General features: G+C 42.7%; 15 protein-coding genes. 10 read left to right on the top strand and 5 right to left on the bottom strand.

Features of this window, described 5'->3' with window-relative positions; translation table 11 throughout:
• The first annotated feature begins 3 nt into the window (after positions 1–3).
• Together IM676_RS07765 and cutA are read left to right on the top strand one after the other, a co-directional pair.
• Entirely contained in the window at positions 4–1,014 is a 1,011-nt protein-coding gene (locus IM676_RS07765; RefSeq protein WP_200990123.1) for a helix-turn-helix domain-containing protein, read from the top strand.
• Between the two features lie 5 nt (positions 1,015–1,019).
• Positions 1,020–1,349, top strand: coding sequence for a divalent-cation tolerance protein CutA (gene cutA / locus IM676_RS07770; RefSeq protein ID WP_200989656.1), 330 nt, complete (start codon positions 1,020–1,022; stop codon positions 1,347–1,349).
• A 242-nt stretch (positions 1,350–1,591) separates the two neighbouring features.
• Here cutA and IM676_RS07775 read toward each other — a convergent pair whose 3' ends face one another.
• Positions 1,592–2,542, bottom strand: coding sequence for an ADP-ribosylglycohydrolase family protein (locus IM676_RS07775; RefSeq protein WP_200989657.1), 951 nt, complete (start codon positions 2,540–2,542; stop codon positions 1,592–1,594).
• A gap of 410 nt (positions 2,543–2,952) precedes the next feature.
• Positions 2,953–5,679: a DNA methyltransferase gene (locus tag IM676_RS07780; RefSeq protein ID WP_200989658.1), complete on the bottom strand. Its 2,727-nt coding sequence runs from the start codon at positions 5,677–5,679 to the stop codon at positions 2,953–2,955.
• Between the two features lie 423 nt (positions 5,680–6,102).
• On the opposite strand from IM676_RS07780, the gene sir reads away from it, so the two are divergent.
• Together sir and IM676_RS07790 are read left to right on the top strand one after the other, a co-directional pair.
• Positions 6,103–8,022 (top strand): sulfite reductase, ferredoxin dependent, encoded by a 1,920-nt coding sequence (sir, locus tag IM676_RS07785; RefSeq protein ID WP_200989659.1) that lies wholly within the window; start codon positions 6,103–6,105, stop codon positions 8,020–8,022.
• 93 nt (positions 8,023–8,115) lie between these two features.
• Positions 8,116–8,823 (top strand): 16S rRNA (uracil(1498)-N(3))-methyltransferase, encoded by a 708-nt coding sequence (locus IM676_RS07790; RefSeq protein ID WP_200989660.1) that lies wholly within the window; start codon positions 8,116–8,118, stop codon positions 8,821–8,823.
• Between the two features lie 38 nt (positions 8,824–8,861).
• On the opposite strand, the gene IM676_RS07795 is transcribed toward IM676_RS07790, so the two are convergent.
• Complete coding sequence (locus tag IM676_RS07795; RefSeq protein WP_200989661.1) at positions 8,862–9,299, bottom strand: hypothetical protein; 438 nt, start codon at positions 9,297–9,299, stop codon at positions 8,862–8,864.
• Positions 9,300–9,541: 242 nt separating this feature from the next.
• On the opposite strand from IM676_RS07795, the gene IM676_RS07800 reads away from it, so the two are divergent.
• On the top strand, positions 9,542–10,180 hold the full coding sequence (locus IM676_RS07800) for an esterase/lipase family protein (RefSeq protein ID WP_200989662.1): 639 nt from the start codon (positions 9,542–9,544) through the stop codon (positions 10,178–10,180).
• Here IM676_RS07800 and IM676_RS07805 read toward each other — a convergent pair.
• On the bottom strand, positions 10,140–10,571 hold the full coding sequence (locus IM676_RS07805) for a VOC family protein (protein WP_200989663.1): 432 nt from the start codon (positions 10,569–10,571) through the stop codon (positions 10,140–10,142). The genes IM676_RS07800 and IM676_RS07805 overlap by 41 nt on opposite strands.
• 494 nt (positions 10,572–11,065) lie before the next feature.
• On the opposite strand from IM676_RS07805, the gene IM676_RS07810 reads away from it, so the two are divergent.
• The 4 genes from IM676_RS07810 to IM676_RS07825 all read left to right on the top strand — a co-directional run bounded on the left by IM676_RS07810 (position 11,066) and on the right by IM676_RS07825 (position 17,350).
• Positions 11,066–11,836, top strand: a complete 771-nt coding sequence (locus IM676_RS07810; RefSeq protein WP_200989664.1) for a TIGR00297 family protein — start codon at positions 11,066–11,068, stop codon at positions 11,834–11,836.
• Between the two features lie 168 nt (positions 11,837–12,004).
• Complete coding sequence (locus IM676_RS07815; protein ID WP_200989665.1) at positions 12,005–12,763, top strand: peptidylprolyl isomerase; 759 nt, start codon at positions 12,005–12,007, stop codon at positions 12,761–12,763.
• Positions 12,712–15,363 (top strand): peptidase domain-containing ABC transporter, encoded by a 2,652-nt coding sequence (locus IM676_RS07820; RefSeq protein WP_200989666.1) that lies wholly within the window; start codon positions 12,712–12,714, stop codon positions 15,361–15,363. Before IM676_RS07815 ends, IM676_RS07820 begins: the two co-directional genes overlap by 52 nt.
• A 463-nt stretch (positions 15,364–15,826) precedes the next feature.
• The gene (locus tag IM676_RS07825) at positions 15,827–17,350 is read left to right on the top strand and encodes a S8 family peptidase (protein WP_200989667.1); all 1,524 of its coding nucleotides are present in this window, start codon (positions 15,827–15,829) and stop codon (positions 17,348–17,350) included.
• A gap of 93 nt (positions 17,351–17,443) precedes the next feature.
• Here IM676_RS07825 and IM676_RS07830 read toward each other — a convergent pair whose 3' ends face one another.
• Positions 17,444–21,313, bottom strand: a complete 3,870-nt coding sequence (locus IM676_RS07830) for a beta strand repeat-containing protein (protein ID WP_200989668.1) — start codon at positions 21,311–21,313, stop codon at positions 17,444–17,446.
• Here IM676_RS07830 and IM676_RS07835 point away from each other — a divergent pair.
• Positions 21,291–21,497, top strand: a complete 207-nt coding sequence (locus tag IM676_RS07835) for a hypothetical protein (RefSeq protein ID WP_200989669.1) — start codon at positions 21,291–21,293, stop codon at positions 21,495–21,497. The genes IM676_RS07830 and IM676_RS07835 overlap by 23 nt on opposite strands.
• The last annotated feature ends 64 nt before the right edge of the window (positions 21,498–21,561 follow it).

The raw sequence follows: 21,561 nt of genomic DNA on the forward strand, positions 1-21,561 counted from the left end.
ACCGTGAGAAAATTAACAGATCCTGACAAACGAGAAATTCTCAAGTTATATCGAGAAAGTGCCGAAACAACCTCAACTTTGGCAGAACGTTATGGTGTAAGTAACTCGACAATTAGTCGCCTGCTCAAAAGCACCTTACCAGAGGATGAATATGAATATCTGGTTTCTCTCAAACGTGCTGCCAGGACTCCTGAAGGTAGGGCACAGGTAAGTTACACGCAGTTACCTTTTTTCCCTCAACCAGAGGCACAGCCACAGCTGCCAAGCCAGGAAACAGCAGTTCCTCGCTTGAAATTACCAGATATTTCGCCGGAAAAACCGGTGATCGAAGAACGGCAACCCAATGCACAGGAGGATCTTACCCCCTCTCTCAGACGAGTCCGGCGGCGTTCTTCCGCAGAAGAAAAACCAAAGTTACGTGCAAAGGGATTAGAAATAGCCGATAGTTTGCGTGGCGTAGCCATACCCCAGCCCACGGATATGGGGGTGATTCCGGCTCCGATCTTAAAGGAAGAACATCCTCAAGTAACTGTGATTGCCCCTATGCTCGTCGATGAGTTGCTAGATGAGTCAGAAGATTTGTCAGATTTAGAGGATGATTTAGACGAGGAAGATTATGAGGACGACTACGAAGAGGAGGAGGACGATTTAGAGGATTCAATACCTTTAGTTACAAGACGAAGGTTGAGTGAGGTACCAGTTCAAGTATTGCCATTTTCCGCAGCACAGTTGCCGAAAAGTTGTTATTTGGTAATTGATAGATCCTCGGAGTTAATTACCCGACCACTCAAGGATTTTGGCGACCTGGGACAAATTCCTAACTTAGAAACCTTGCAAAGAACTTTGCCGATCTTTGATAATCATCGAGTCGCAAAGCGCTTCTCTACCAAGCGCGATCGCGTAATTAAAGTTCCCGATACTAAAGTACTACATAAGGCTAGTACTCATCTCCAAGCCAAGGGGATTACGCGACTCTTGATTGATGGCCAGGTGTACTCTCTGTCTATGGTCTAAAAATTATGGAGATACCTGCTGATCATGGTGTAGTACTGGTTACAACTGCCAACAAACAGGAGGCAGAAACAATTGCTAATGCCCTTGTAGAAGCTCAACTGGCTGCTTGTGTCAGTTTGTTGCCAATCCATTCTATTTACTCTTGGGAAGGAGAAATATATAAAGAGTATGAGTGGCAACTGCTGATTAAAACTGATTTGGCCCTATTTTCGAGTTTAGAAGCCAAAATTCGGGAACTCCACTCTTACGAAGTCTCAGAAATCATCGCTCTACCTATTGTTGCTGGTTCGCAAGCCTACTTGCAATGGATTTCTCAACAGCTTAAATCCTACTAATACTTCACAACCTCTATAGCCCCGGATTGATACCGGGGTGGTTGAGACGATTTACTGAGCACTCCTGTTTCTCGCCCTAGGGCAGACATTGGTAGATGTTAATCGATGGTGAGATGTTCCCACACAGCAAGCTAGCTTGCTGTGTGGGCTTTTCAGTGAATCGGTGCTACTACATCGGAGATCAACTGAAGCTGTATTTACACTGTAGGAGATATTGCGCAGGGTTGAACAATACAAAAAATCTAAATCTGAGTAGTCTCCATAGCTTTGGCAAAGCGCTCTGCTAAGTTAATAATGTCCTGTTTGCGGGCGATTTTATTCATCCATTCCTGGGGAATATTTTCTACACCGTAGTATATCCCTGCTAACCCCCCAGTTACAGCGGCAGTAGTGTCTGTATCGTTACCCAAGTTGACAGCTGTTAATACCGCCTCGGAGTAAGAGGAACTATTTAACAAACACCACAGGGATGATTCGAGGGTGTCAATTACGTAGCCACCGGAATTAATCTCTTCAACTGGGATCTGGGCTATTTCACCACTGAATACCCGGTGAAAATGACGTTTCTCTAAAATATATTCACGGTCAGAATAAAGTGATTGGATTTTTTCTAATCCTTGTAAATAAGCTGTTTTCAGGTTAGCCCCTTGTAGTAAAGCTATGGCAATACTAATATAAATACCGCAGGACATTTGCGATCGCAAATGTCCATGGGTAATAGCAGAGACATCATGCACTCTGGCGATCAATTCCGGGAAAGTTAGGTGGCGATAACAATAAGCCATGGGTAAAATTCTCATCAAAGAACCATTACCATTGCTATGTTCTAGCCTCCCTCCTGCCTGGTGAGGTACAACACCCTGCTTCAGCCGCATAATTGCTTCATGGGTGGTCATACCAATATCAAATAATTCCCCGCGAGCAGTCCAATAAGCTTGTTTATACCAGCGCCAAAAGGAATTAGCTATAGTATCTAAGGAATATCCTCGACACAGGCTTTCTGCCAAGCAAAATGTTAAAGAACTATCATCTGACCAAGTTCCCGGTGGTTGCTCCCATGTACCATAACCTAGCATCGTTGTCACTGGAGATTTTATTCTTTCAGCACGGCTAGTAAACTCAACCGGTACACCCAACGCATCACCGACACATAAACCCATCAAACCAGACAACGTTTTTGCTGCGGTTAGCATTACTCACTCTCCATGAAAACTATCAAAACTTAACTTTTTGACACTCCCCGCTAACTGCAAAGTAGTCCCCTCAATTAATACGCTGGGTTTCCACACTAGGTCAGCAAACCCGGTTTTACCTTTTTTACTCCCTTTTTTGAAACCAGGGGTTATAAACCCCTGTCTGATAGCTGAAGTCAGATGAATCTGACTACCATAATTTAGCTAGAAGTCTACTAGATCCCCGACTTCTCACATAATTAGAGATAGTCTAGGATGTTATCTAGAAGTCGGGGATCTTTGGGGCGATCGCCTGTCCGGTGTTTAAACGCAAAGGTCGCTAAGTACGCGCAAAGGTCTGCAAAGGTGTTTGTTGACTGAGGGGGTAAGCTCCCCTACTTCTCATATCATCATAGACACCCTACCATAATTTATCTAGAAGTCGGGGAGCTGGGGGAATCTTTGGGGCGATCGCCCACTGCTTCGGGTCCAATTACCTGTTGATTCTGGTTTTCTTTGTCTCCTAGCTCTTGGTTTAATTTTAAGAGTTGCTCTAAAATGTCATCTTCAGGTTTAAATTTATAGGCTTCCATCACTAGTTTATCTAGTTGTTGATGGAGTTTATATAGTTTGCTGCTGGGTTCGTTGTAGAATTTATTATATAATGTGGTGATTCCCCACTGTTTAGACTCCATTTCTTGAGTCCGATATTCGTGGAGTTCTATGGTTTTGGCTCGGATTTTTTCCACTATTTCCCCTGTTGCTGTCTGGGGAAAGGGAAAGGTTTCAAAGCAGGTATTATGTGTGTAGCAAATTCTATCTTCTAAAGTTGATTTTTGCGCGTGCATCCAAGTATGATGAATGTTAGATGTTAAAATTCCCAGAATATAAAAATCATCTGTGGCTACCACTACTGATTTATCACCAGGTAGCCAGTTTAATGGTGCTGGAATAAATATAGCCCATTTGGAAACTCTAGGTACTGTGAAGTAATAAGATAAAGATGAAATGGCTTTTCTCATAGCTGGTCTTTTTTCGCCATATTTCCACCAATTCAATCTGGTAACATCTCTACGGTTATTATCTCTTTCTGGCTTGACATTGATTTTAATATGCTCAAAGGGTAATTGATACTCACTCGCATCTTCAATACTCATATCATTAAAATCAATAATCCAACGCTCTGGTTTACCATGGGGATTTTGCGCCAGATTTGCACCCATAGAAAATAGTTTTAATACCTCTTGGTTTTTCCCATCCGCTTTTATCCATTCCTTTACCTTATCCTCTGTGATCACAAAGCCCATTCCTACCGGAATCACTCCTTGAAAGCATTTATTCAAATTAGCTTTTAACCGCACAGCTTGAGAAACATCAATACTAGATTTCAAAGAAGAATTAATTCTGCTAACTACCTCATCATCTAAATAGTATTTACCCGGTTGAACTTTACACCAGTTAACAATACTTACATGAACTTTCGCCTCCCCTGACCATGGTTGGGTAGATACGGCTTCATGAATATAACCCTGATTTTGAGTAATATAATCTAAAGCCGCGACTCTACTTTTACCCTGACTGACTGAATTAGTCGCAACTAAACCCGCTCTCCCTTGTTCATCAAGGTGTTGGTGCGCTAACCTAAACCAATAGGCGCAAAAGTCTACTGAGTCTTTAACTTGGGGGAACTGTTGAAAAACTTTATCTATATATTCATCCCCTAAAGCTATTCTCATATGTTTACCCCCCAAAAATGGCGGATTCCCAATAATTGCATTGGCTTTTGGCCATTGACTAAATAAGGCATCCCCACAGATAATATTCCTATCTAAAGAATCCAAAGGTAATGCAGGCTCGGTTAACTGTAAGTTATCAATGGCAATTTTCCGCCCAATCATCAATGTTACCCGCGCTAACTCTACCGCAAATAAGTTAGTATCCATCCCATAAAATTGCATGGGGGTAACTAAACCCATCTGCATTTGCTTAGAGGTTAATTTCTGCTTTTCCTGGATTTTCTCTAATAACAGGGTTTCAATTCTCTTTAATTCCTGATAAGCTATATACAGAAAGTTGCCAGAACCACAAGCAGGGTCAAGAACTCGATAGCTCTGTAGTTCTAACTGCAATACTTCTAATTGTTTGAGGGTGTTAGCTTCCTCTATTCTTTCTTCCCAATAACGGCTAATGGTAGGTCGGACAATTTTCATGATGTCCACTTCTGAGGTGTAGTGAATACCTTTAGCGTGGCGCTCTTGTTTATCTACTGTTCCTTCAAATAAGTTACCAAAAATAGCCGGTCTAACTTTACTCCAATTCTCTTTAGCAGAAACATCCAGAAATTTTAATTCTTCTGGGGTTAGTTCCACTGGTTCAATGTGGGAAAATAACCCACCATTAAAATACTCTACCCCTTGATAACGTCCCGCTGGGGTTTTTCCCGGTTGGTTCATTTGCTGGAATAATCCACCCAAAACGTCATAGGAATTTGCGCCATTAATACAGTCCTGAACGCAGGAAATAAACATATCCCGCGGTAACAGTTGTCTGTCTTCAGCAAACATAGCTAAGACGCATTGCAAAATAAACCTTTGTGCGTTTAGTTTCTCAACTCCCCGGTTTTGTAGTTCTAGGAGTAATTCCCCTATGCGCCGGGCGGCTCTTTCTGTGACTTCTACCTGGTTGTTATTGAATACGGGAGTTTTATTCCCAAATTCCATAAAGGCGAAGGCTCCCGCCCTTTCTGGTAGCTGCTCTAGGGAGATTTGATCTACGGGTGTATCTAGCTGAATGTCAAAGTCAAATATCCAAAATTCATCAAAGTTACATAATATGACGTATTTGGGACGTTGGGGGACTAGTCTTGTCCAGTAATCAAATGCTTGGGAATAATGTTTACTTAGGTCTTCGCCGCGTTTTTTCATCTCAATTAATACGCGGGGTTTCCACACTAGGTCAGCAAACCCGGTTTTACCTTTTTTACTTCCTTTTTTGATGGGTTCTTCAAATTTCGCCCCCGCGTCTAAGGCTCCTTCATGTCCAAAAGCTCTAAAAAACCTGTCTAAGAATGTTTGTGCTTCTTGTTTTTCTTGTCCTTTGATGTGTTGGTGACAAAAGTTGACAAATTTATTTAGGCTTTCGCGGGTTGCTGCTGTCATTTTTGGTGGAGTGGGATGTAAGAAACCAGGGGTTATAAACCCCTTTCTGATAGCTGAAGTCAGATGAATCTGACTACCATAATTTAGCTAGAAGTCTACTAGATCCCCGACTTCTCAAATAATCACACACACTCTACCATAATTTATCTAGAAGTCGGGGATCTGCGGGTATCTGTGAGGGGGTAAGATCCCCGACTTCTCTTAAAAGAGTACACCACTTACCTGAATAGTCCTAGAAGTCGGGGATCTGGGGGAATCTTTGGGGCGATCGCCATTTTGATAGAGATTTTGAAAGGCCCCTGCTATGTTAAAATTATATTATTCCTCCTATTGCCGACCGGATTACCGGTCATCAATCAGCCGAAAAAATGCTTCGGCGTTCACCGATGCCTTATTGAGAATAATAGAAGAACTCTGATAAATATGGTTAAATCTGCTCCTGCCCCAATTGCCAAGCGTGATCAGCCTTCCAAAGTAGAAGGCATCAAGGAAAGAAGTAATTTTTTACGCGAACCCGTAGCTACACAAATCCTTGAAGATACAACTCATTTTACCGAAGAAGCAGTACAACTGCTCAAGTTTCATGGCTCCTATCAGCAGGATAACCGCGATAACCGGGTCAAGGGACAGGGGAAAGATTATCAATTCATGCTGCGGACTAGAAATCCTGGTGGATTTGTACCACCCCAATTGTATCTGGCTTTAGATAAATTATCTGATGAATACGGGAACAACACATTACGAGTAACTACACGTCAAGGCTTTCAGGTGCATGGGATTTTAAAAAAGAATCTCAAGGCAGCGATCGCCACTATAGTAAGAAATATGGGTTCCACCTTAGGCGCTTGCGGTGACCTTAACCGTAACGTTATGGCTCCACCCGCCCCCTTTAAAAAGCGGCCAGAATACCAGTATGCCTGGGAATATGCCAATAATATTGCTGATTTATTAACACCCCAAACCGGCGCATACTATGAAATTTGGTTGGATGGGGAGAAAATTATTAGTGGCGAAGAGAGTCCAGAAGTAAAAGCCGCAAGACAGCGTAATGGCAACGGTACAATTATTCATAATAGTGAAGAGCCGATTTATGGCACTCACTATATGCCCCGGAAATTCAAAGTTTGCCTGACTGTACCTGGTGATAATTCCGTAGATTTATATTCCCAAGACCTGACTCTAGTGGTCATGACCAATGAGCACGGAGAACTGGAAGGGTTTAATGTGTTCGCAGGTGGGGGTTTTGGTAGGACACACAATAAAGAAGAAACCTTTGCCAGGGTAGCAGATGAAATCTGTTATGTGGGAAAAGATGACGTTTACGATTTAGTCAAGGCTATTGTTGCTACCCAAAGAGACTATGGCGATCGCACGGAGCGCCGTCATGCTCGATTAAAGTACTTAATTCACGAGTGGGGCGTAGATAACTTCCGCACCCAAGTTGAGCAGTATTTCGGTAAATCAGTCGCTCCTTTCAAACCTTTACCAGAGTTTAAATATTACGATTTCCTCGGTTGGAATGAACAAGGTGATGGCAAGCTATTTTTAGGCATTTCCGTAGAGAATGGTCGAGTTAAAGATGACGGTTCTTTTAAACTCAAAACTGCCTTGAGGCAAGTTGTGGAGCAATTTAACTTACCCATGCGCTTGACACCCCACCACAACATCATTTTTTACGATATTGAGCCAGAAAATAAGTCAGCCATTCAGGAGCTTCTCCACCGTTGCGGTATTGTTGATGATCCCAACACCATTGAACCCCTAGTACGTTATGCCATGGCTTGTCCGGCTTTGCCTACCTGCGGTTTGGCTATTACCGAATCAGAACGAGCAATACCAGGCATTTTAGAACGGATTCGCAACTTATTGGATAAATTGGGTTTACAAAAAGAGCATTTTGTGGTAAGGATGACAGGCTGCCCCAACGGTTGCGCTCGTCCCTACATGGCAGAATTAGGTTTTGTAGGTAGCGCTCCTGAATGTTATCAGGTGTGGTTGGGAGGTTCGCCAGATCAGACCAGATTAGCCGAACCTTACATAGACAAGCTACATCATAACGACCTAGAAAGCTTTTTAGAGCCAATTTTCGTTTATTTTAAGAACTTTCGGGAAGGCGGCGAAAGCTTTGGGGATTTTTGCCATCGCCTAGGTTTTGCTGCGCTGCGTGAGTTTGCGGATACTTATAAACCCGTATCTACTAATAATAACAGTAAATCCCGCCATAGAGTTAGTATCCGCGATGAAGTATATACTAAGCTCAAAGCAGTAGCAAACAGCCAAGAAAGGCCAATGACTGAGTTGGTGAATGAAGCCTTAGAAGCTTACTTTCAGAATCTACCGTAAATTAATTTCATAAATCTTTTTAACCTTCTCTCCATAAGATTAACTAGGGAGTAGGTTTTTTTATGCTTACAGTTTACAAGTAATTAAATTACTATGGCGCAACTACAACGAATTGCGATCAACCCCGAGCAAATTCAAGGGAGTTTCATTACTTTGGGTCAAGAGCAACAACATTATCTCATCAGAGTATTACGCTTGCGTACAGGCGATCGCTTCATTGCTATGGATGGTCAGGGAAAATGGTGGTTAGCTCAATTACAAGCAGAACAAGCCCAAGTCTTAGAACAGTTAACTGTAGAAACCGAATTACCAGTGACAGTTACCCTCATGGTATCCTTACCCAAAGGCAACGGATTTGATGAAGTTGTCCGTTATTGTACTGAACTAGGTGTAGCTTGTATTGCTCCCATATTGAGCGATCGCACCTTACTAAATCCCAGCCCTCAAAAACTCCAACGTTGGCGACGCATTGCTACAGAAGCGGCGGAACAATCAGAGCGGTGTTTTATACCCACCATCTTAGACCCCGTACCTTTTACTGCTAGTATTACTGGTAGTGTAGCAACACACCGTTATATTTGTGAGGGGCGTGGTGATTATCCCCATTTAAACAACGCCATTAATTCTCAACCAGCGGAAATTACCATTGCCACCGGACCAGAAGGGGGATGGACTGAAGCGGAAATTGCGCAAGCGATCGCATCTGGCTTTCAACCAGTATCCCTTGGTCGCCGCATCTTGCGAGCTGTTACAGCACCAACAGTAGCAATCACCTTAATTTCCGCCGCATTTCACCGGTGAAAAATCCCCGCCACTCGAGTACAGAGACGTCAACCAAGTTAGTTATTAGAAGTTTTCATTTGTCGTGCCATATCCAGATAAGAATTCATATTTGCCCCTGGACGGCGACGATTAGAGCCAGAACCGGATGTTCTAAGATACTTGGGGGCAAAGGTATTTTCTACCGGTGGCGTTGTTATCCCATTAGATGCTGATGCTGTCGTGGGTTCAGCCTTTTTCGCACTGCCATTTTTTGCTTCCTCTACTTTAGTGGTTATGGTAGTAACTGGTGTACTTACAGCCCCTGAAACTGGAGCGACACTACCATTACTTCTAGAGACCGGCGCTACTTCTGGCTGCTTATCTGTGGTCTCTGGTGCTGTATCAGATGCAGCTTCATCTAACTCTAAATAATAGCCGTTCCCTTTTTTGCCTGGTAACAACCCAGTAATGAAACTCAAAATACCCGTGATTAACTTTTTGATAAAACCGAACATGAGAATTTCCCCCGTCTTTATATATCTGTAAATACTTTTATTTCTGTAGTGGAAGCACTTGCCACTGGTAGACATTAAGAGTTAATTATTCAATTTTACCGTAGCTAAGTGCAAGATTTGGAAATGATGCTTAATTAAAATTAATATTTTCCTCTTGGCAGACCCGTGGTAAAAGTGGCATAGCTTACTAGTAGACATGAACACTCTCCAGGCATTGAATTAAGCACATCCTATACATTCCTATGAATAGCAAAAACCAACAGCGTAACTCAGTGTTATTAATACACGGTATTGAAGACACGGGAGCAGTGTTCAATACCATGGCCAGTTATCTCAGACAAATGGGTTGGCCCGTGTATACCCTGGATCTGGTTCCCAATAATGCTACCCTTGGCCTAGATATTTTGGCACAACAGGTAAGTGATTATGTTCTGAATAACTTTGCTCCACAACAACCAATTGATTTAGTTGGTTTCAGCATGGGAGGAATTGTCAGCCGTTACTATGTTCAAAAGCTAGGAGGATTTAAGCGTGTACAGAGGTTAATCACTATTTCCTCACCTCACCATGGAACTCTGATGGCCTATGCTTCCCAGCGCCAAGGCTGCTTGCAAATGCGCTCTAACAGTCAATTTCTCCAAGATCTAAATACTGATGCCCAAATCTTAGATCTGCTAAATTTCACATCGATATGGACACCCTATGATTTGATGATTGTTCCGGCAAAGAGTTCACAAATGCCTGTGGGGAAAGAAATAATAGTCAGAGTTTTACTACATCCTGCCATGCTCACAGATCCCAAAAGTTTAGCAGCAGTGGCATCTGCCTTAAGAGAACCAATTAAACTTTGTCCCCAATTTCAGCGTACTGAGAACTGCTAAAAATCGCCTCTGGGTGGCGGTAATATTTAAACTCCATCAAGTTGTAAAAAGGATCTTCTAAAAAGAAAGTCCTATGCTCCAAGATTGAACCTAAAAAGCGACTTTTAGGTGAATCACGAAAAACAAGCTGTTTTTGCTGTGCTGTTTCTAGCAACTTTTCCCACTCATATTCTTCAGTAAAAATCAGTCCAAAGTGTCTAGGGTAGATTGTTCTTTGGGGTGATAGGATTTCCTTGGTGAGGTGGGCTACTAATTGATGACCGTACAGGTTGAGAATCAGCGCCTGGGGATTTTCACGCCCGGGGATGCAGCCGAGTCCATCCACGTAATATGCTTTGGTTTGGGCGATGTCAGTTACAGGAAAAGCCAGATGAAATAAGGTGAGCGCCATAGCCATTATTAATATCAACAAAGAAATGGTGATAGTGCAACTTTTAAGCTAATCAAAGCGATTAAACTAGATTAACTACGGCATCCGTCAATTCTGACGAGTCAGAAAGCACGATAGAATCATGGGTCACGGTGAAGGCAGTTAGTTGCTTGCAAAGCACGCAATAAAATATTGCGTGCGCCATTCACATCACGATAGACCTCACCAACTTGATGCACCAAAACCAGGTTTGTGGTCAAGCATACAGTTTGAGATAATTGGAGCTTATATCTTAGTAAAGATGTTGGCTAGGAGTAGGGTAGAACAGTGATTAACACATCTGTAGAACTCCGTGAGGGTTTTTTTAGTTTTGCCTGTTTTTTGCCTGCTGAATGTGTAATAGGAAAAGAACATAGGCATTTCTGACTTGAGACGGTGGCAGAAACTGAGAATCCCAATCGTAAAATTGGTTATTCTGTTAATATTCTGGCCAAACTACTCATGATTGATTGCTGATGTTATCTTTTATTGACTTGACAAATCCCTGGTTGCTAGCCATAGCATTAAACACAATTCTGTTAGGTTTAGCATGGATTGCGCCTAAAAAGCTACTCACGCCAGCCGGATTATTTCACGCTTGGTTACTAGGTGTGCTCATTTGGGGCACCCTTGGTTGGCAAGGATATCTAGTGGTAATGTTCTATTTTTTGGTTGGTTCTAGTGTAACACGCATTGGCATGGCACAAAAAGAAGCAGAAGGAATCGCTGAGAAACGTTCTGGAGTTAGAGGTCCAGAAAATGTTTGGGGTTCGGCTCTAACTGCTGCTCTGTGTGCATTGGGGGTGGGAATTCTCAATTCAGGATTACTCACAGCTAGTAAACTACTATTGTTGGGCTATGTCGCCAGTTTTAGCACTAAGCTTGCTGATACCACTGCTAGCGAAGTCGGTAAAGCCTACGGTCAAAGAACTTTTTTAATTACCACATTCCAACCGGTACCAAGAGGTACAGAAGGGGCGGTAAGTTTAGAGGGGACAATGGCCGGTGTGGTGGCTTCAATTGCGATCGCCTGTTTGGGTTGGCTAGTGGGTTTGATAGATTCTTTAGGAATAGTTTGGTGCATATTAGCTGCATTTATCGCTACTAATTTAGAAAGTGTGATTGGTGCCACATTACAATCTAAATATAACTGGCTTACCAACGAAGTAGTAAATATTTTTAACACGTTAATTGGTGCGATCGCAGCTATATTAATCGCCTTGATCTGGAAAATTACTATTTCTTGATTCTGGGATTAATTCTTTAAAAAAACATCAAATGATCTGAGCACAAATTTATTGTAATTTGCGGTAGTATTACCATGACTATATAGTCTAATTTTTCTGTGTTCATGAGATATATTTCTATACTCTGTATAACTGAATTTCTTCATCTATTCTTTATCTGATTATTTCATGGAATCTTCACCATTTTTGATAGTTAATGACCAGCCAATTTTTATAAATAAAGCAGTAAAATATCTGCAAGCCTCAGGAAAATTAGCACAGTTTATGGGCGAAATTCTCCGCCAATATATTATTGAACAAGAAATAGAGTCGCGAGATGATATACAAGTTAGTCCCGCTTTGACAGAACAGACAATTATTGACTTCCGGCTCAAGAATCAACTCAATGACCCGAAGACATTTCAGGAATGGTTACACAACAACGCCACAGATTACGCCACCTTTTATGAATCAATAGCATTGAGCTTTAAATTAGAAAAATTGAAAGTTTTAATCACAGAACATAAAATTCACGAATACTTTATTGAGCGTAAAATTTTTCTTGACCGGGTAATAATTTCCCGGATCATTGTTGATGATCTGGAAGTAGCTCAGGAACTACAAGCCCAAATTGCAGAAGGAGGTAGTTTTGAGCAACTAGCGAAAGAATATTCTCTCGCTGAAGATCATATGGTCAATGGAATGATGGGACCAGTGAGCCGAGGAACAATCCCAGATCAATTGAGAGCAGTTATTGATACAGCCAATACCGGGGAAGTAGTCGGACCTATAGAAATCGAAGGACGTTACGGCTTATTTCGGGTGGAGCAATTTTTGCCCGCGTCTTTAGAAGATATCCAACTTCAACAATCACTACAAAATGAATTATTTGAGAAATGGCTAGTGGAGAAAATTCAAAAGCTGACAGTCAAACTACAAATGAGCTAAAATCTCTGGATAATCAACGTCTGACAATCAACGCCCTAGCTTCTATACCTTGGTATAAACCCCCCCTATGCTGGTTGACATCTGAACAACAATCCCAACTCCAAAACCAAGCCAAAATCAGTCAATATCGTTTAGGAGCAAAAATCTGGTCAACCGCTGAAGGTGATTATCAGTTTTTGATTTTAACTGGTAAAGTCCGCTTACGAGAACAAGAGGGTGAGCAACTAGCTGCTTTGCAAGCTGGTAGTTGGTTTGGTAGCTTGTATCAGATGTCTGTAGATTGCAAAGCTGTAGCTGCTAGCAAGGAAGTAGTAGTAGTATATTGGAATACAAAACTGTGGTTAGAGTTTTCTAGTCCTGAAATTGAAGATTTTTGGCGGACTGGGGAGAAAGACACAGGTAATATTCAACAGAGCCAGTTAGGGACGCCAGATCATACCCCCGGACTCACAGTATCACCCACCGTTGTCACATCGGGTTATCCCTTTGTAAATAGTGTCAACACTGCTGCTGCTTGCTTAACAATGGTGGCGCAATACTTAGAACATCCGGTGAAATTAGAATGGGTGCAACGCCAACTCAGGGGACAGCGCCCTAACAATCTTGTAGAAGCAGGTGAGAAGTTGGGGTTAATGTTACGAAGGTTACAAGTGAGTTGGGCAGACTTGCGGCAGTTATCATTTCCAGCCATACTACAATGGCAACCTGATTCATCTCGTCCTGCTTCTTGGGTGGTAACCTATGGGATCAAAGGATCTCAGCTGATTATTGCTAATCCCCTCAATGAGGATTATGGTTGTGAGAGTTTACCTCAGTGGGTGGTTGAGGATGCATGGGATGGTAAAATCTGGCAAGTTGAACTGATATCTACTCAAGAAAAATTTAACTTGGGTTGGTTCACCCCGGCAGTTTGGAAGTACCGGAAACTCCTCGCAGAAGTATTACTAGCATCTTTTACACTACAACTGTTAGGTTTGGGGACACCATTAATTACCCAGGTTGTGATTGATAAAGTCATGGTACAGCAGAGTTTACCCACTCTTGATGTCATGGCGATCGCACTATTATTAATAGCGACCTTTGAATCTATACTGGGTATTCTACGGCTATTTATCTTTACTCATACTGCCCGCCGTTTAGATTTAAGCTTATCGGCCCAACTATTTCGCCATCTCATGCGTTTACCCTTAGCTTATTTTGAGTCGCGACGGGTAGGAGACACCATAGCCAGGGTTCAAGAACTAGAACAAATCCGGCAATTTCTTACCGGTACAGCATTAACTGTGATTTTAGACAGTATCTTTGCTGTAGTTTACCTGGTATTGATGTTTTATTACAATATCCAGCTTACCTTTGTAGCCTTGGCGGTATTGCCATTATTTGCAGCTTTGACAGTTATCTCCACCCCCATCTTACGCCACTGGCTCAACGAAACATTTAATCGCAGCGCTGATAGTCAATCATTTTTAGTTGAGACAGTTACAGGTATCCGCTCAGTCAAAGCTCACGTAGCCGAACCAGTCGCCCGGGCTCGTTGGGAAGGGTTATTTGCCCGTTTTGTGCGTACAGGATTTAAAGCCTCTACCACTTCCAATATTAGCAGTAATATCGGTAACTTTCTGACTAATTTTTCTGCCTTACTCATTCTCTGGTTTGGTGCCAAATTAGTCATCGAGCAAAATCTTACCATTGGGCAACTTGTCGCCTTTCAAATGCTTTCCGGGAGAGTCACTGGGCCGCTATTACGTCTAGTGCAACTATGGCAAAATCTACAACAAGTTTTACTTTCTGTAGACCGCATTGGTGATATTCTTAACATTGCCCCAGAAGCAGAATCAGGAACAGGCTTAGTTTTACCACCCTTGAAAGGTCAGGTTACCTTCGAGCAAATATTTTTCCGTTACCAACCACATACTGAACCCGTTCTTAAAGGGATATCCTTCAACGTAGAACCGGGGCAATTTGTAGGAATTGTGGGTCGCAGTGGTTCCGGTAAAAGTACCCTTTCTAAGCTATTACAACGCCTGTATCAAATTGAATCGGGACGAGTTTTAATTGATGGATTTGATATTAAGAGTGCTGATTTAGCCTCACTACGGCAACAAATTAGCGTAGTTCTGCAAGAAGACTTTTTATTTAATGGTTCCATCTTAGAAAATATCACTCTAGGTAATCCTGATATTACTGCCGAGGAAGTAGTAGAAGCTGCAAGACTAGCTGTAGCCCATGACTTTATTAGTCAATTACCTTACGGTTATGAAACCAACGTTGGAGAAAGAGGGACAGCATTATCTGGGGGACAAAGACAACGCATCGCCTTAGCTAGACTGTTTCTATCTTCCGCACCAATTTTAGTTTTAGATGAAGCCACCAGCGCTTTAGACAGTGAAACCGAACAGCAGGTTTTACAAAACTTACAGAAAGTTTCTGCTCACCGAACTGTATTCCTGATTGCTCACCGCTTCGCCCCCCTTAAACGTGCTGATTTGATTTTAGTCTTGGAACAAGGGGTAATTGCAGAGCGAGGTACTCATTTAGATTTGCTACAACAAAAAGGTTTGTACTGGTCACTATACCAACGTCAGCAAGCAAATATTTAAACTTACGGGAAACTTACGGGAAACTTACGGGAACTTACAGCACTTTGGGTGGTAATCGGCACTCGTCATATTGACGATGTAAATAAATACACACCTTAACATCATAAATCTTCTGGGGTGGGCATTCTGTCCGCCCTTTTTTACCCCAATAAAACTCTCTGGCTGATGCACCTGACAATATCAGAAAAATTATACTTTTAATTCTACTTTTTGGTTAAAAAAGAGTCATTTTACAATTTCATTTCATATTAATTGTTATTAACAGGGAACACCGGAACAGTAAGTAGGTTGGGTAGAGTCCGCGTAACACAACTAGTAAGGGGGAATGGCGGATTGGGAACCTTCAACCGTCAACCGTCAACTGTCATCTGTGACCAGAAATACCAATTACATCGTCAATCTGGCGAGTACCGATTAATAATTTGTGCTGTCAAAAAATACTCTGTTTGAGGAGAAAATATATATGCCCATTGACGATATTAGTCAGACTTTGTTTCCTCATCACGGGCTAAATTCCACCCCTATCTCCTCCCTAGACACTTTTCAAATCCACAATGATTATAGCTTGAGCCTCAGTGGTCGGAGTAGTTTTAATCCACCAGGTGAGATTAATGGAGCTTCTGTTCAGACGACTAACTATAATTTTAATTCTGGCTATGGCTTGATTAACGCCGCCGCCGCAGTAGCAAGAGCCACTGGTCAGAATACTTTTGCTGATGTTCCTGCTTTAGGTGGTAATAATTGGGGAGCAGATTTAGTCAGAGCACCCGCCGCCTGGGCTCAGGGATACACAGGTAAAGGTGTAGTTGTTGCTGTATTGGATACGGGGGTTGACTATAATCATCCCGATTTAAAGGATAATATTTGGGTTAATCCCAGTGAAATTCCTGGTAATGGCATCGATAACGATCGCAATGGTTATATTGATGATACCCAAGGTTGGAATTTTGCGGACAATAGCAACAATGTCATTGATCTTAATGGTCATGGTACTCATGTGGCTGGAACTATTGCTGGAGGAAATAATGGCTTTGGGGTAACGGGTATTGCCTATGATGCCAAGATTATGCCAGTTAAAGTCCTCAATCAACAGGGTTCGGGTAGCAGTAATGCTGTGGCTGAGGGTATTTACTACGCCGTTAACAATGGCGCTCGTGTGATTAACCTCAGTCTAGGTAGTAATTTTCCCAACAGCACCTTGGCAGATGCAATTGAATATGCAAGTAGTCGAGATGCAGTAGTTATCATGGCATCGGGTAATAATGGTTACCCATTAACGGGTTATCCGGCTCGCTATGCTAACAACTGGGGATTGGCTGTGGGCGCAGTTGATAGTAACAATCGTCTGGCTAACTTCTCTAATAGGGCTGGGTTAAACAGTTTCCCCTATGTCACAGCACCGGGAGTAGGTATTTATTCCTCACTTCCTGGTAATGAGTATGGTACATATAGTGGTACATCCATGGCTGCTCCTCATGTTTCGGGTGTAGTAGCCTTAATGCTCAGTGCTAATCCTAATTTAACCCATGGTGAAATTCGACAAATCATTATGGAAACGGCGGGTAATAGTAGTACAGCCAGACCAGAGGCTAACCGGTGGAATATCACCCCTGTAGTTTCTGAGACTATTAGAGGGATGGTAAACAATATCACCTCAATAAATGAGATTAATCGCCAATCAACATTAATCAGTAACATCGTCAATCTAGCGATCGCCGATTCTACCAACAATAATACACCAACTTCTAACCCCCCCACCTCTTCCTTGATCAGCCCAGGGCTGCAATCTATAAATCCAGGGAACCCGACGCAATTACGCTATTACCATAGCAGCATTGGAGGACTTAGCAGCACGAATGATAATATCTTCAATGCCGATGATATTGACCAAAATAACCTAGATTTCAGAAAGATAGGCAGGGTTTTTAATCAATTGCGGCGGGGTATAGATATTTTCCGCCGGTTGTTACCCATTATCCGCCGATAACAGGAATTAGGTCACATATTCCCAAACTTACAGTCAGATGTAATTGTGTGCTCTCTGATTGACTCAGCAACGGATGGTCGTTGAACTAAATTCCTAATTTATAGTCTTATTACCCCTACCAGTCCTGATGGTATTGTTTCCTTGACCCGCCCTAATGATGTCATCGCCATTCCCTGTGTTAATGCGGTCATTGCCATCACCAGTTGTAATGTCTTGATTGCCATTGCCTGTGGTGATGGTGTTGTCTCCCCCAGTAGTTCTAATCACACTGTTACCATTTCCTGTGGTGATACTGTCCCTACCATCACCAGTAGTAATGCTTTGATTACCATTACCGGTTCTGATGGTGTTATCGCCTCCAGTAGTTACAATCACACTGTTACCATTTCCTGTGGTGATACTGTCCCTACCATCACCAGTAGTAATGCTTTGATTGCCATCACCAGTTCTAATGGTGTTATTGCCCCCGGTAGCCTTAATGCTAATAGTGTGAGCACGTCCTGTGGTAATTCGGTCATCACCTGCACCAGCATCAATGGTAATAGTCCCAGTAGTCGGGTTACCAGATCCGGTGGTAATTGCATTATTGCCACCAGTGGACTTAATTTTAATTATGTCACCATTACCGGTGGTGATGCGGTCATTGCCATCACCAGTTGTAATGTCTTGATTGCCATTACCGGTTCTGATGGTGTTGTCTCCCCCAGTAGTTACAATCACACTGTTACCATTTCCTGTGGTGATACTATCATTACCATTACCAGTTGTAATATCTTGATTCCCATTACCTGTGTTGATGCGGTTATGACCATTACCTAGTGTAATTTGATGGTTGCCATTTCTAGCGGTAACGCGGTTATTACCATTACCTGCTGTAATGATTTTATCGCCGTGATTTGTGTTGATAGTGTTATGACCCTCACCGAGTGTAATCACATCATTACCAGTTCCTGTATTGATAGTGTTGTTACCATCACCTAAAGTTATGGTCTGGTTACCGTTACCTATGTTGACGGTGTTATTACCACCACCTAGATTTATGGTCTGATTGCCATTACCCGTGTTCACTCGGTTATGACCATTGCCTAGTGTAATCTGATTATTACCATTTCTAGTGGTGATGAGGTTGTTGCCATCTCCTGCCAAGATAGTATGGTCACCATCGCGTAAAACAGATATTGTATTATGACCACCACGAGCATCTAATTCTAAGCTGCCACTAAAGTTCTTGGTGAGGTTGATTCTATCGGAGCCGGAACCGAGGATAATCTCCATGGCGTCCATCCCTACGTATTGCAGGTTACTTAACCCCAAACCTACTATGTGAGTATCATTAACTGTTACCGAGTCTGTAAAACCTAGGGTGTCAGAAGAAAAGTCAAGATTAAGGCGATCGCTTTGCCCTCTGCTACCGTTAATTGAGAAGTTAGCACCGTTAACTAGGGTAGGATTAACCAAAGTCACGACATTGTTACCAGAACCCAATATCAGGTTAATTCCTTGCATATTGTAGATCAGAGAACCGGAATCTTGGGGCGAAGGGTTTTGCAGGTCAATAACTAGATTTAAGTCATCTGTGTTGTCTGAGAAGTCTTGAGTAAAGCTGTTATTACCTCCACCACCATCAACAAAGGTAGACGCAGTAACTGTTTTATCTGCCGAGAAAGAATCATTCCCAGAGCCTAAATATAGGTTAATAAATTGCAGTCTCTGGTAATCTATGGGCACTGCTAACCCGGTGATGGTTGTTTGAGTAATATTGACATTCCGCCCTACTGTGTCCTCTTGGTTGTTGACGTTTAAGGTATTTGTGCCACCACCACCGTCAATGCTGACTGGGTTAGCCACGGTAGTTAGTAGGGTGTTGTCAAGGTTGATGGTGTCATCATCATCTCCTGTGGTGATAGTTAGGCTATTACCCTGGATTCTACCTAATAGGGTAACAATACTACCTGTGCCGGGGTCTTGAGTCTGTAAATCTGCTGCTATGAGAATATTCCCTGTGGTTATAAGGTGAGAGTTGGCTTCTAGGGTGAGGTTATCCCCTGCTCTTAAGGTAATGTTGCCGTTTGTGGCGGTTAAGGTAACGCCGGATTTGACTACTAGGTCATCACCAGAGTTCGCAGAATCTCCTGCTGTCAAATCAATGTCTGGGGATGTTATGTTCTCTGTTAGCGTCATAGGACTGCGGGTAGAAAGTACTACCTTACCCCTGGCGTTAATCTCATCTACTATGGTGAGTGCGCCGCTGTTTTCCAGGTAGATGTTATTTATGTTGTTGCTTGGGGTGATTCTTAGAGTATTTACAGCGGTTTGTAATACGTTATTGTTGCTGCCAATGTTATCTGTGATGTTTAATCTCAAGGAATCCCCGGTGATGTCGGTTTCCTGTGTACCACTGTAGATGTTATTGGCTGTTAAGGTTAGGTCGGAGTTAGCCTTGAGGTTGTGGACGGTCATAGTACCGCCGCTAGATAGGTTAACGTCCCCGGTGTCACTATTTAAGTTTGTGACTGTTAACTCACTGCTGGTGGTGATGTTAATATCTCCGTCATTGGCGGTGATGTTGTTGAGGTTTAAGGCACTGATGGAGTTAACTGTAATGGTGCCGTTACCTACAACCCCGGCATTTAAGGTGCTATTGCTAGAAACACCAATATTAATATTCTTGAGGGCGTTAATATCAATGTTTTGGGAGTTAAGCCTTACCCCGTTGGCTGTGGTGACGCTACCACCAACTAGGGTGGAGCCATTGTAGTAACCCGTGGAAGCTAGGACTAGGTTGTTAGTAACGGGGACTCCGGTTAAAACTAAGTTGTCACCAGTGCTAATCTCTACATGATTTGCTATGGTGAGCATTTCTTGGAAGTTTATATCAGCTAAATCTTTTTGAGCTTTGAGGATTAATTCGTCGGCTTGGACTGTAAAGGTGATGCGATTATTTTGTAACTCACCGGAGGGTTTGGTTAGTTTGATTGCTCCTGCTAGTTCTGAACGTAATACGGGTTTGAGGTTTAACCCAGTCTTGGATGCTTCGGTCATGTAGATGTAAACGTCGCTGTAGTTGGGGTTTTTCGCAACTTCTCTGTAGTCCGGTTCGGTAACGTAGATGGGTTTGTTTACGGGTACTTGTCCTTCTAGGTTCTCGGTGACTGTATACATATACCTCCCAGCGGAATCTTGACGTGTCCACACTGTGAGGGTGCTTAAAATGTCGTTGATGCTGGTGTATACCTGTTGCTGACCCTGGGGTGTGACGATATCTAGGTAGTAAGTCCGCTCGTTGCTGTCTTGAATGTCATTATTGTTAGCGTCATGGTAATAGGCGTATTTACCTGTTTGGGTTTCTCTCTCTTGGTAGTAAACGGTGTTTAATACGGGGGCTAAACTTAGTTCTGCTTTTTCTTGGTCTGTTAAAGCTTCCAGTTGCTGATTATTCACCCGGTAAACATTGCTCTGGGCTAACTCAGGTTTATCTAGGTAGTATTCAATGTTGGTTCTAGTGTCGCGATATTTGTAATAACCTGCGTATTCTCCTGTGGTTTGCAGGTTACCTCTGGCTTCTAGGTTGATGATTTTTGGTGTGTTAGGTGTCTTTTTGGTGAAGTTATCAAAGGATTCGGGGGAAATAATAATGTTATCAGAGTCTAGGGCTAAGACTAGCTCATCTGTCTTGACCTTGGGTAAGGTTACTCCCCCTTGAGCGATCGCTGAGTCACCTTTAGCTAAAGTGGTTTTCTTAGCGTCCAGGGTGATGGCTTTGTCTATATCTATGGATTGGGTAGCTTGGAGAATTAAGGTGTGAGCATCGAAGACGGTATTACCATTGGAGACGTTAATTACTAAGTCGTCTTGCACGCTGCGCAGGTCAATAGTTCCGGTGGCTAGGGGGACGCTGATGGCTGTGGAGGTGATGAGGGAACCGAGGTTAGAGACTTGAATGTTACCGTTAGTAGAAGTCATGGTTGGTATGGTCAAGGTGCGGTTTTCCTGTTGTTCACCGGTTCCTACCTTCCCTATACCCTTAATTTTAATGTCCCCGTGGGCTGTGGCCGTGATTTCGGCGAGGTCTACTTCTAATAACCCGATGTTGCTACCTGTTGATGATGCTGTGAGGTTAGCTTTGACTGCAATTAGTTCTGGTTGATTGTCTTGGGGGTTTTGCGCCAGGATATCACCACCGTTGTTAGTGGTGAGGTTGATTTGACTGT

Origin of the sequence: Anabaenopsis elenkinii CCIBt3563, from assembly GCF_015245355.1 — a bacterium.
In the GTDB taxonomy this organism is placed as follows: domain Bacteria; phylum Cyanobacteriota; class Cyanobacteriia; order Cyanobacteriales; family Nostocaceae; genus Anabaenopsis; species Anabaenopsis elenkinii.